Annotated in this window: 8 protein-coding genes, 1 tRNA gene and 1 pseudogene; all 10 read right to left on the reverse strand. The window is 58.9% G+C overall.

All coding sequences use genetic code 11. The features are described 5' to 3' along the window. Positions 1-97: 97 nt before the first annotated feature. Positions 98-4,360: a DNA-directed RNA polymerase subunit beta' gene (gene rpoC, locus WA928_RS06620; RefSeq protein WP_424301238.1), complete on the reverse strand. Its 4,263-nt coding sequence runs from the start codon at positions 4,358-4,360 to the stop codon at positions 98-100. After that, the gene (gene rpoB, locus WA928_RS06625; RefSeq protein WP_424301241.1) at positions 4,360-8,472 is read right to left on the reverse strand and encodes a DNA-directed RNA polymerase subunit beta; all 4,113 of its coding nucleotides are present in this window, start codon (positions 8,470-8,472) and stop codon (positions 4,360-4,362) included. The genes rpoC and rpoB overlap by 1 nt, the downstream gene beginning before the upstream one ends. 163 nt (positions 8,473-8,635) lie before the next feature. Beyond that, positions 8,636-9,013 (reverse strand): 50S ribosomal protein L7/L12, encoded by a 378-nt coding sequence (rplL, locus tag WA928_RS06630; protein ID WP_424301244.1) that lies wholly within the window; start codon positions 9,011-9,013, stop codon positions 8,636-8,638. 73 nt (positions 9,014-9,086) lie between these two features. After that, entirely contained in the window at positions 9,087-9,611 is a 525-nt protein-coding gene (rplJ, locus tag WA928_RS06635) for a 50S ribosomal protein L10 (protein WP_350384008.1), read from the reverse strand. A gap of 227 nt (positions 9,612-9,838) precedes the next feature. Beyond that, the gene (rplA, locus tag WA928_RS06640) at positions 9,839-10,534 is read right to left on the reverse strand and encodes a 50S ribosomal protein L1 (RefSeq protein ID WP_350384007.1); all 696 of its coding nucleotides are present in this window, start codon (positions 10,532-10,534) and stop codon (positions 9,839-9,841) included. A 2-nt stretch (positions 10,535-10,536) separates the two neighbouring features. Then, positions 10,537-10,971, reverse strand: coding sequence for a 50S ribosomal protein L11 (gene rplK, locus WA928_RS06645; RefSeq protein ID WP_350384006.1), 435 nt, complete (start codon positions 10,969-10,971; stop codon positions 10,537-10,539). 134 nt (positions 10,972-11,105) lie between these two features. After that, positions 11,106-11,639 (reverse strand): transcription termination/antitermination protein NusG, encoded by a 534-nt coding sequence (nusG, locus tag WA928_RS06650; RefSeq protein WP_350384005.1) that lies wholly within the window; start codon positions 11,637-11,639, stop codon positions 11,106-11,108. Between the two features lie 14 nt (positions 11,640-11,653). Further along, entirely contained in the window at positions 11,654-12,034 is a 381-nt protein-coding gene (gene secE / locus WA928_RS06655; protein WP_424301249.1) for a preprotein translocase subunit SecE, read from the reverse strand. A gap of 40 nt (positions 12,035-12,074) precedes the next feature. After that, a tRNA-Trp gene (locus tag WA928_RS06660) sits at positions 12,075-12,150 on the reverse strand. Positions 12,151-12,227: 77 nt separating this feature from the next. Beyond that, a pseudogene (locus WA928_RS06665) lies at positions 12,228-12,348 on the reverse strand (elongation factor Tu); the annotation flags it as partial.

Below are 12,348 nucleotides of genomic sequence, written 5' to 3' on the forward strand. Positions count from 1 at the left end.
GCGGCAGCGGTGCGTTGACGGTACTCCCGACAGACGAAAAAAAACGCCGCCCCGGGGAATCCCGGGAGCGGCGTTTCAGCCAGCCTGAGTGCCTGGCTTAGTCTTCAGCCGGTGTCTCGCCGTCTGTTGACGAAGGGGCCTCTGCACCAGCATCATCCGAGCCGACATGCGCAACCTCGGAAGAGTCGCCAAACGGGTTGGCCAACTCGCGGGCGGCTGCACGCTCGGCTGCCTCGAAGATCTCTCTGTCGTGGCGGGCGATGTGATAGGACATCCCGGTACCTGCGGGAATCAGACGGCCCACGATGACGTTTTCCTTCAAACCGCGAAGGTCGTCGCGCTTGCCCATGATTGCCGCTTCGGTCAGCACCCGGGTGGTTTCCTGGAAGGACGCCGCCGAGATGAACGAATCGGTAGACAAGGAAGCCTTGGTAATACCCAGCAGCACGTTGTCGTATGTTGCCGGCAACTTGCCGTCGGCATCCATGCGATCGTTGGCGTTCAGCAGCTCGGCGCGTTCTACTTGTTCGCCGGTGATGAAGTCGGTATCGCCCGGGTTGGTGATGTTTACACGACGCAGCATCTGACGCACGATGACTTCGATGTGCTTGTCGTTGATCTTCACACCTTGCAAACGATACACGTCCTGCACTTCATTGACGATGTACGAAGCCAGCGGCTCGATACCCTGCAAGCGCAGGATGTCGTGCGGATCGGCCGGGCCGTCTACCACGAGCTCGCCCTTGTTGACCACCTGGCCATCGTGCACCAGCACCTGCTTCTCTTTGGAGATCAGGAACTCATGGCTCACGCCGTCCATATCGGTGATCACCAGGCGCTGTTTGCCCTTGGTGTCCTTGCCAAACGAAACCGTACCGGTTACCTCGGCCAGCACGCCGGCGTCCTTGGGTGAACGGGCTTCGAAAAGCTCGGCCACACGCGGCAAACCACCGGTAATATCGCGGGTCTTTTGGGATTCTTGCGGAATCCGTGCGAGGAAATCGCCCACACCCACAGCCTGTCCGTCGCGCACCGTAATCAGCGCACCCACTGGCAGGGAGATCGCCACGGCGTGATCGGTACCCGCCACCTTGATCTCCTGGCCCTGCTCATCCAGCAGCAAGATCTGCGGGCGACCGGCACCCTTGGCACTGCCGCGGGTTTTGGGCGTGATCACCACCAAGGTGGACAAGCCGGTGATTTCGTCAACCTGACGGGCCACCGTAACGCCTTCCTCGACGTTGGCAAAGCGGATCGTCCCGGTGTACTCGGACACGATGGGTCGGGTCAGCGGATCCCAGGTGGCCAACTTGGTGCCGGCCTTGATGGTATCGCTGTCGCCCACCAGGATGGTGGCGCCGTACGGCACTTTATGGCGTTCGCGTTCGCGACGGTTATCGTCGTACACCACGATTTCGCCCGAGCGGGACACCGCAATGCGGTCGCCCTTGGCGTTGGTAAGGTAGCGCAGGCCAATCGCAAAGCCAACCGTACCGGCGGATTTGGTCTCGACGGAGCTTGCCAGCGCATTACGCGAGGCGGCACCACCAATGTGGAAGGTACGCATGGTGAGCTGCGTGCCCGGTTCGCCAATCGACTGGGCAGCGATCACACCAACGGCCTCGCCCTTGTTGACCAAGGAACCACGACCGAGGTCGCGCCCGTAGCAATGTGCACACAGCCCATGGCGGGTTTCGCAGGTAAGCGGCGTACGGATCTTGACTTCGTCGATCCCCAGCTCTTCGATGAGCTCGACCTTGTTCTCGTCCAGCAATGTGCCGGCGGTGATCACGGTTTCCTGGGTGTCGGGATTAACGACATCAATGGCCGCCACACGACCCAGCACACGATCACCCAACGCCTCGACGACTTCGCCGCCCTCAAGCAGGGCTTTCATGACATAGCCGTGCGAAGTGCCGCAATCGTCTTCGGTGATGACGAGATCCTGGGTGACGTCGACCAGACGACGCGTGAGGTAACCCGAGTTTGCCGTCTTCAGCGCCGTATCCGCCAGGCCCTTACGGGCGCCGTGGGTGGAGATGAAGTACTGCAACACGTTCAGGCCCTCACGGAAGTTGGCCGTGATGGGGGTTTCGATGATGGAGCCGTCCGGCTTGGCCATCAGGCCACGCATCCCCGCCAGCTGGCGGATCTGGGCGGCAGAACCCCGGGCACCGGAGTCGGCCATCATGTAGATGGAGTTGAAGGACTCCTGGCGCGTTTCCTTGCCATGGCGATCCAGCACGGGCTCGGTGGACAATTGCTCCATCATGGCCTTGCCGACGCGATCACCGGCCTTGCCCCAGATATCCACCACGTTGTTGTAGCGCTCTTGCGACGTCACCAGACCCGACGAGTATTGGCGGTCGATCTCTTTGACTTCGCTGGAGGCCTGAGCCAGGATCTGCTCTTTGACGTCCGGCACGATCATGTCGCCCATCGCAATCGACACACCCGCGCGGGTGGCCAGGCGATAGCCGGACTGCATCAGCTTGTCGGCAAAGATCACTGTGGCGCGCAGGCCACAGCGGCGATAGCACATATTGATGAGCTTGGAGATTTCTTTTTTCTTCAGTGCTTTGTTAAGCACCGAGAACGGCAGCCCCTGAGGCAGAATCTCGGACAGCAGCGCACGGCCCACCGTGGTTTGATGACGGTGGATCTGTTCTTGCAATTCGCCATCCTCGCCCCTCGCGTATTCGGGGATGCGGGTGGTGATCCGGGTTTGCAGCTCGACTTCGTGGTTGTCGTAGGCGCGCTGCACCTCGGCCAGATCGGCCAGGAACATGCCCTCGCCCTTGCCGTTGATGCGCTCGCGGCTGGCATAGTACAGGCCCAGCACGATATCTTGCGACGGCACAATGGCGGGTTCGCCGTTGGCCGGGAAGAGCACGTTGTTGGAAGCCAGCATCAGCGTGCGGGCCTCAAGTTGCGCCTCGAGGGACAGCGGCACGTGTACGGCCATCTGGTCACCGTCGAAGTCGGCGTTAAACGCCGCGCACACCAGCGGATGCAGCTGGATGGCCTTGCCTTCGATCAGTTGCGGCTCGAAGGCCTGGATGCCCAGACGGTGCAGGGTTGGTGCGCGGTTAAGCATCACCGGGTGCTCGCGAATCACCTCTTCGAGGATATCCCAGACCACGGGCTCCTGGCTTTCAACCAGCTTCTTGGCCGCCTTGATAGTGGTGGCCAGACCCATCATCTCGAGACGATTGAAGATGAAGGGCTTGAAGAGCTCGAGGGCCATCAGCTTGGGCAGACCGCACTGATGCAGACGCAGTTGCGGGCCCACGACAATGACGGAACGACCGGAGTAGTCGACACGCTTGCCCAGCAGGTTTTGACGGAAACGACCGCTCTTGCCCTTGATCATGTCGGCCAGGGACTTGAGCTGGCGTTTGTTGGCGCCCGTCATGGCTTTGCCGCGACGGCCGTTGTCCAGCAGGGAATCAACGGCCTCTTGCAGCATGCGCTTCTCGTTGCGCAGGATGATGTCCGGCGCCTTGAGCTCGAGCAGGCGTTTGAGGCGGTTGTTGCGGTTGATCACGCGACGATAGAGGTCGTTGAGATCGGACGTGGCGAAGCGTCCGCCATCCAGCGGCACCAACGGGCGCAGATCCGGCGGCAACACCGGCAGCACCTCCATGATCATCCAGTCGGGCTTGATGCCGGACTTCTGGAAGCCTTCAAGTACCTTGAGGCGCTTGGAGATCTTCTTGATCTTGGCATCCGAACCGGTTGCCTTGAGCTCGGCACGCAGGCGCTCGACTTCGGAGTCGATGTCGATCGTGCGCAGCAGCTCGCGCACGGCTTCCGCACCCATCAGGGCATGGAAGTCGTCGCCGTATTCTTCGGTCTTGGCCAGGTAATCGTCGTCGGACATGATCTGACCGCGCTTGAGCGGTGTCATGCCGGGTTCGATTACGCACCAGGCTTCAAAGTACAGCACGCGTTCGATATCGCGCAGCGTCATGTCCAGAACCATGCCCAGGCGCGACGGCAGGGACTTCAGGAACCAGATGTGCGCCACCGGGCTGGCCAGCTCGATGTGGCCCATGCGCTCGCGGCGCACCTTGGCCACGGTGACTTCGACACCGCATTTTTCGCAGATCACACCACGGTGCTTGAGGCGCTTGTACTTGCCGCACAAGCATTCGTAGTCTTTGATCGGGCCAAAGATTTTGGCGCAGAACAGACCGTCGCGTTCGGGTTTGAACGTACGATAGTTGATGGTCTCAGGCTTGCGAACCTCGCCAAAGGACCACGAGCGGATCTTTTCGGGCGAAGCGATGCCGATCTTGATGGCATCGAATTGCTCGTCCTGAGAGACTTGCTTGAAGAGATCGAGTAGCGCTTTCATTATTTACGCTCCAGATCCATGTCCAGGGACAAGGATCGAATTTCCTTGACCAGCACGTTGAAGGATTCGGGCATGCCCGCATCAATCACGTGATCGCCCTTGACGATGTTCTCATAGACCTTGGTACGGCCAGAGATATCGTCAGACTTCACGGTCAACATTTCTTGCAGGGTATAGGCGGCACCGTAGGCTTCGAGTGCCCAGACTTCCATCTCGCCGAAGCGCTGACCACCAAACTGTGCCTTGCCGCCCAGCGGTTGCTGGGTAACCAGGGAGTACGGGCCGGTGGAACGCGCGTGCATCTTGTCATCCACCAAGTGGTGCAGCTTGAGGAAGTGCATGTAGCCTACAGTCACCGGGCGTTCGAATTGCTCGCCTGTGCGGCCATCGGTCAGCCAGGCTTGCGTACGGCCGCTGGTGAGCTTGAGCTGCTCGGCGACGTCGTCCGGATAGGCAATCTCGAGCATGCGGGTGATGTCTTCTTCGGTGGCACCATCAAACACCGGGGTGGCCAGCGGCACACCACGACGCAGATTGTTGGCCATCGTCAGAATCTCATCATCCGACAGGGTGCTGAGTTTGACCTCGCCACCGCAGGCGTTGTAGATGCCTTCGAGAGTCTTGCGCACGGCCTTGACCTGAACGCCACGTTCCTGGTCAAGCATGTCGGCCACGCGTTGACCCAGACCGCGAGCGGCCCAACCCAAGTGAACCTCAAGCACCTGACCAATGTTCATCCGCGAGGGCACGCCCAGCGGGTTAAGAACGATGTCGACCGGGGTGCCATCAGCCATATGCGGCATGTCTTCGATCGGAGTGATGCGTGACACCACACCCTTGTTACCGTGACGGCCGGCCATTTTGTCGCCAGGTTGCAGGCGGCGCTTGACGGCCAGGTAAACCTTGATCATCTTCAGCACACCCGGGGGCAACTCATCGCCCTGGGTAAGCTTCTTGCGCTTTTCTTCAAAGGCCAGATCAAACTGGTGACGCTTTTGTTCGAGGGCGTCCTTGACCTGCTCGAGAGCCACTGCCGCGTCTTCATCGGCCAGACGGATATCGAACCACTGCCAGCGATCCACGTCATCGAGGTACTCGGCGGCGAGTTCGGTGCCCTTGGCCAGCTTGCGCGGACCGCCATTGGCGGTTTTGCCCAGCAGTTGCTTGCGCAGGCGATCAAAGGCATCGTTTTCGACGATGCGCAGTTGATCGTTGAGGTCTTGGCGATAGCGGCGCAGCTCATCGTCGATGATGGACTGGGCACGCTTGTCGCGATCGATGCCTTCGCGGGTAAAGACCTGCACATCAATGACCGTACCGACCATGCCCGAGGGCACGCGCAGCGACGTGTCTTTGACATCAGAGGCTTTCTCGCCAAAGATGGCGCGCAGCAGCTTTTCTTCGGGGGTAAGCTGGGTTTCGCCCTTGGGCGTTACCTTGCCGACCAGCACGTCATCAGCGCGAACCTCTGCGCCAATGTGCACGATACCGGAGTCGTCCAGACGATTAAGCTGGGTTTCCGCCAGGTTGGAGATATCGCGAGTGATTTCCTCGGCACCCAACTTGGTATCGCGAGCCACCACGGTCAGCTCTTCGATGTGGATCGACGTGTAGCGGTCGTCTGCCACAATGCGCTCGGAAATCAACACCGAGTCTTCGAAGTTATAGCCGTTCCAGGGCATGAAGGCGATCAGCATGTTCTGACCCAGGGCGAGTTCGCCCAGATCACTGGATGCGCCATCGGCCAGGACATCGCCCCGTGCCACCAGATCGCCCCGCGACACGATGGGCCGCTGGTTGATGTTGGTGTTTTGGTTGGAACGCGTGTATTTCTTGAGGTTGTAGATATCGACACCCACCTCGCCGGCGATGTTTTCATCGTCGTTGACGCGGATCACGACGCGCTCAGCGTCGACGAAATCAACAATACCGCCTCGGGTGGCCTGCACGGTGGTGCCGGAGTCGACCGCCACGGTGCGCTCGATACCCGTGCCCACCAGGGGCTTTTCGGGACGCAGGCAAGGCACGGCCTGGCGCTGCATGTTGGCACCCATCAGGGCCCGGTTGGCGTCATCGTGCTCGAGGAACGGAATCAGCGAAGCTGCCACCGACACGATCTGTGACGGCGCCACATCCATGTAGTGCACATTGGACGGTGCGGTCAGCATGGTTTCACCGGCTTCGCGGCAAGCCACGAGATCGTCGACGAAACGGCCTTCTTCATCCAGATGCGCATTGGCCTGGGCGATGACGTACTTGCTTTCTTCGATGGCAGACAGATACTCGATCTGGTCGGACACACGGCCATCGATGATCTTGCGATACGGTGTTTCGAGGAAGCCGTATTCGTTCAGGCGGGCATACAGGGCCAGCGAGTTGATCAGACCGATGTTCGGGCCTTCAGGTGTTTCGATCGGGCACACGCGACCATAGTGGGTTGGGTGCACGTCGCGCACCTCAAAGCCGGCACGTTCGCGGGTAAGACCGCCAGGTCCCAGGGCCGAGACGCGACGCTTGTGCGTGATCTCGGACAGCGGGTTGGTTTGGTCCATAAACTGCGACAGCTGGCTGGAACCAAAGAACTCTTTGATGGCGGCAGAGATCGGCTTGGAATTGATCAAGTCGTGCGGCATCAGGTTTTCAGTCTCGGCCTGGCCCAGACGTTCTTTGACTGCGCGCTCTACCCGCACCAGGCCGGCACGGAACTGGTTCTCGGCCAGTTCGCCCACGCAACGCACCCGCCGATTGCCCAGGTGATCGATGTCATCGATCTGGCCACGGCCATTGCGCAGATCCACGAGGATCTTGATGGTGTGCAGAATATCGTCGTCGGTGAGTGTCAGCGGACCTTCGTTGCCTTCGTTCAGGCCCAGGCGGCTGTTTACCTTCATCCGGCCCACGCGCGACAGATCGTAGGTGTCTTCAGAGTAGAACAGGCGCTGGAACAGCGCTTCGACGGCTTCTTCGGTGGGCGGCTCGCCTGGGCGCATCATGCGATAGATGGCCACGCGGGCAGCCATCTGATCGACGGTCTCATCAGTGCGCAGGGTTTGCGAGATATACGCACCCTCGTTGAGCTCGTTGATGTACAGGGTTTCGATATCGTGCACACCCGAGGTACGGATCTCGGCCAACAGGGATTCGGTGATCTCATCATTGGCCTGGGCCAGCACTTCGCCGGTGTCCGGGCTGATGATGTTTTTAGCCAGCACACGGCCCAGCAGGTAATCCTCAGGCACAGAGATGTGATCGACACCGGCTGCGGTGAGATCACGCAGGTGTTTGGCGTTGATGCGTTTGTCTTTTTCGACAATCACATTGCCTTTTTTGTCAGCAATGTCAAAACGCGCCACTTCGCCTTTCCAGCGTTCTGGCACAAACTCGAGCATCCCGCCTTCGTTGTGCAGGGCGATGTGATCGAATTGAGAGAAATACGCCAGAATGGCTTCGGACGTCATGCCCAAAGCCTTCAGCAAAATGGTGACCGGCATCTTGCGACGGCGGTCAATCCGGAAGAACAGGATGTCCTTGGGATCGAATTCGAAATCAAGCCACGAGCCGCGGTAAGGAATCACACGGGCAGAAAACAGCAGCTTGCCCGAGCTGTGGGTTTTGCCACGGTCGTGCTCAAAGAACACGCCAGGCGAGCGGTGCAACTGCGACACAATCACACGCTCGGTGCCATTGATCACAAAAGAGCCTGTGTCTGTCATGAGCGGGATCTCGCCCATGTAGACTTCTTGCTCTTTGACTTCTTTGACGGTGGGCTTGCTGACTTCGCGATCCATCAGGACCAGACGAACCTTGGCGCGCAGCGGCGATGCGTAGGTAAGACCACGCAGCTGGCATTCCTTGACATCAAAAACTGGCGTACCCAGCACATAGCTGACAAATTCCAGACGCGCCATCTGGTTATGGCTGACAATCGGAAATATCGAATTGAAGGCAGCTTGCAGACCTTCTTCTTTGCGTTTTGCGGATGTAGTATCCGACTGCAGGAAGGTCCTGAACGATTGCAATTGTGTCGCCAGCAGATACGGGACGTCCTGAACGTCTGCACGCTTGGCGAAGCTTTTGCGTATGCGCTTCTTTTCGGTGTACGAATAAGGCATGAGCACTCCGACTCGAGGGTTGCTTAGGCCGTTAACCACGGCCATGGTTTACGACTCCAGAAAGCCTGGCTCAGGCTGTTGTAAAAACCAGACAGAACCAGGTTTTCTGGAAACGCAAAAGCCCGGGAAGGCTTGAGACTTCCCGGGCGCGGCAAACAAGGTCTTACTTGAGTTCGACCTTGGCGCCGGCTTCTTCCAGCTTCTTCTTGGCTTCTTCGGCGCCAGCCTTGTCCACGCCTTCCTTGACGGGCTTCGGTGCACCATCAACCAGGTCTTTGGCTTCTTTCAAGCCCAGACCGGTGATTTCGCGAACGGCCTTGATGACGCTGACTTTGTTGGCGCCGACTTCGGCCAGAACAACCGTGAACTCGGTTTGCTCTTCAGCAGCAGCAGCACCACCAGCGGCGGGGGCAGCAGCCACAGCCACAGCGGCAGCAGCGGCGGACACGCCGAATTTCTCTTCCATTTCTTTGATCAGCTCGGACAGTTCGAGCACGCTCATGGCGGCGATCGCGTCCAGGATTTCAGCTTTAGTTGCCATTTTTAGAACTCCAGATAATTAAATAAGCCAGGTTTGGTTGTCGCATGTAACGACGAAGTGATCCAGCAGCTGCTTACGCGGCTTCTTTTTGATCGCGCACAGCTGCGAGGCCGCGAACGAACTTGGTGGGTACTTCGTTGAGCGTACGCACAAACTGAGCGATGGGCGCCTGCATGGTGCCCAACAACTTCGACAGCAATTCCTCGCGCGACGGCATCGTGGCCAGAGCCTTGACACCATCCTGGCTCAGCAGGCTGTTGGGCAATGCCCCACCTGTGATGACCAGTTTGTCGTTGGTTTTCGCGAAATCGGCCAAAACTTTGGCAGCCGACACCGGGTCGGTGCTGATCCCATAGATCAGCGGACCGGTGAGTTGAGCCGACAAGCCCTCGAAGGGCGTGCCAGCCAAGGCACGGCGCACCAGCGTGTTTTTGAGAACACGCAGATAGACACCCGATTCACGCGCAGTTTTGCGCAATACGGTTACAGAGGCGACGTCCAGACCACGATACTCAGCAATGATGATCGATTGGGCGCGGCCGACTTCGGCAGCAACTTCTTCGATGACCACAGCCTTTTCTTGGCGATTGAGACTCATGGTTGAACACTCCTTCAAACGATGTCCGGTTTCCCGGTACATCAACCGAATGCGGCGCACCTGGTCGAGTTCATGATGAATTCTTCCTGGGCGCCGTCTACGCTGGATCCGGTAAACAACCCGGGATTAAGCTCTTTGCCTAAAAACAGCCAGGCTTGGAGCTCCAGCGGTCTTTGACAGCGATGTCCGACCCCAATGGCCGGACACGGCCCAAAGTTCTTTTTGTCTTAGACCGCCAAAGAGGCGATTTCGACACGTGCCCCGCCACCCATGGTGGAAGACACGGCAACCTTACGCAGATAGATCCCCTTGGCTGCCGTCGGGCGGGCCTTGTTCAGGGCGTCAATCAGGGCGCTGAGGTTGGACTGCAATTTTTCGACATCAAACGACGCACGGCCGATGGTGGCGTGGATGATGCCCGCTTTGTCGGTACGGTATTGAACCTGGCCCGCCTTGGCGTTTTTCACGGCCGTGACGACATCCGGGGTAACCGTGCCAACTTTGGGGTTAGGCATCAGGCCACGGGGGCCCAGCACCTGACCCAGGGCACCCACGACACGCATGGTGTCGGGCGAGGCAATCACGACGTCGAAGTCGATGTTACCGGCCTTGATGCTGGCAGCGAGGTCGTCCAGGCCAACGATGTCGGCACCGGCTTCTTTGGCGGCTTCGGCTTTTTCGCCTTGGGCGAACACCGCAACACGCACCGATTTACCGGTACCGGCAGGCAGCACGACAGAACCACGAACGAGCTGGTCGGATTTTTTGGGGTCGATACCCAATTGCACGGCAACGTCGATGGATTCATCGAACTTGGCTGTGGCGGTGTCTTTGACCAGCGCCAGGGCGTCGGCCACGGGATACATTTTGGTGCGATCGATCTTGGCAGCGATTGCTGCAGCGCGTTTGCTAAGCTTTGCCATGATTAGACCACCCCTTCAACGTCGATACCCATGCTGCGAGCGCTACCGGCGATGGTGCGAACCGCGGCGTCAAGATCGGCAGCCGTCAGATCCGGCTCTTTGGTTTTGGCGATTTCTTCAGCCTGCGCGCGCGTCAGCGTACCCACTTTTTCGGTGTTGGGACGGGCCGAAGCCTTTTGAATGCCAGCCGCCTTTTTGATCAGGATCGTGGCCGGCGGAGTCTTCATGATGAACGTGAAGCTCTTGTCGGCAAAGGCAGTGATCACTACCGGAATCGGCAGACCGGGCTCCATGCCCTGCGTCTTGGCGTTGAACGCCTTGCAGAATTCCATGATGTTCAGACCGCGTTGACCCAATGCCGGGCCAATCGGGGGGGATGGATTGGCCTTACCAGCTGGCACTTGCAGCTTGATGAAGCCGACGATTTTTTTCGCCATGTGAGACTCCTTTCGGGTAATAGCGCCCACCTGTTGAGGGAGGGCTCCCCGGGGTTAAAAATGCCGCCCTGTGGTGCCGACGCATGGACTGCTAGCTGCACAGTCCAAAAGCAGACGCCACGGGGAGGAGAGCGTCAGACCTTCTCGACCTGACTGAAATCGAGCTCGACCGGAGTGGCACGACCAAAAATCGTGACCGACACACGGACCTTGCTTTTTTCGTAGTTGACTTCTTCGACATTGCCGTTGAAGTCGGCAAACGGGCCTTCTTTGACGCGAACGGACTCGCCAACCTCGAAAAGCACTTTGGGACGGGGTTTCTCGACGCCTTCTTCCATTTGCGAGAGGATCTTCTCGACCTCGCGCTCGGAGATGGGTGCCGGGCGATTACCGGAGCCGCCCAGGAAACCGGTTACCCGGTTGGTGCTTTTGACCAAATGCCAGCTTTCGTCGGTGAGATCCATCTCGACCAGGACATAGCCCGGGAAAATACGGCGCTCGGAGATCGACTTGCGGCCATCCTTGATCTCGACGACTTCTTCGGAAGGCACCAGAATGCGGCCGAAGGCCTCTTGCAGCCCAGCGCGTTCGATGCGTTCGATCAGCGCCTTATGGACGCTTTTTTCCATGCCAGAATAGACATGGACAACATACCAGCGTTTGTTCATGCGGAATTTTGTCCTTAGTTCCAGCCCAGCAGCAGACCGTAGATGATCCAGCCCAGCAGCTTGTCAGCCACCCACAACAGGGCTCCCATGGCAACCACAAAGGCGAACACAATCGCTGTCATGCGCGTGGTTTCCTGGCGTGTGGGCCAGACGACGCGGCGCGTCTCGTTGTAAGCTTCGCGGGCAAAGGCCAGCGTGCGGCGGCCGGTATCGCTGAAGCCTGCGATCAGTGCGGCGACGACCACGCCCGCGATAAATACGCCTACGCGGACATATACGGATTGGTCGATGAGAACCGAATACGCCACAATACCAGCCGCGAGGATAAGCACAGCCAGGCCGAGTTTGAGACGATCGGCGGCACGGTTGACTGTTTGGATGTTCTGTTGCGACATATTTTGGCGTTTGACACCGCGCGAGCGGTGATGTGATCGGTGGCAGGGGCAGAAGGAATCGAACCCTCAACCTTCGGTTTTGGAGACCGACGCTCTGCCAATTGAGCTATACCCCTAGACCTAAAAACGATGGTGCGTTGCCGCACCGTCGTTTAAAAGCGTGGCGGGCGACCAGCCCACCATTGTACATCAATTACTTGATGATTTTGGCAACGACGCCGGCGCCCACGGTACGGCCACCTTCGCGGATGGCAAAACGCAGACCTTCTTCCATGGCGATCGGCGCAATCAGGCTGACCTTCATGGAGACGTTG

The organism is Castellaniella sp. (assembly GCF_049651205.1).
In the GTDB taxonomy this organism is placed as follows: Bacteria; Pseudomonadota; Gammaproteobacteria; order Burkholderiales; family Burkholderiaceae_B; genus Castellaniella.

Bases quoted from the DNA above. Each gene is read 5' to 3' on its own strand.
- nusG (WP_350384005.1), bottom strand. From the start codon at position 11,639: ATGAACAAACGCTGGTATGTTGTCCATGTCTATTCTGGCATGGAAAAA.
- rpoB (WP_424301241.1), bottom strand. From the start codon at position 8,472: ATGCCTTATTCGTACACCGAAAAGAAGCGCATACGCAAAAGCTTCGCC.
- rplA (WP_350384007.1), bottom strand. From the start codon at position 10,534: ATGGCAAAGCTTAGCAAACGCGCTGCAGCAATCGCTGCCAAGATCGAT.
- secE (WP_424301249.1), bottom strand. From the start codon at position 12,034: ATGTCGCAACAGAACATCCAAACAGTCAACCGTGCCGCCGATCGTCTC.
- rplL (WP_424301244.1), bottom strand. From the start codon at position 9,013: ATGGCAACTAAAGCTGAAATCCTGGACGCGATCGCCGCCATGAGCGTG.
- rpoC (WP_424301238.1), bottom strand. From the start codon at position 4,360: ATGAAAGCGCTACTCGATCTCTTCAAGCAAGTCTCTCAGGACGAGCAA.
- rplK (WP_350384006.1), bottom strand. From the start codon at position 10,971: ATGGCGAAAAAAATCGTCGGCTTCATCAAGCTGCAAGTGCCAGCTGGT.
- rplJ (WP_350384008.1), bottom strand. From the start codon at position 9,611: ATGAGTCTCAATCGCCAAGAAAAGGCTGTGGTCATCGAAGAAGTTGCT.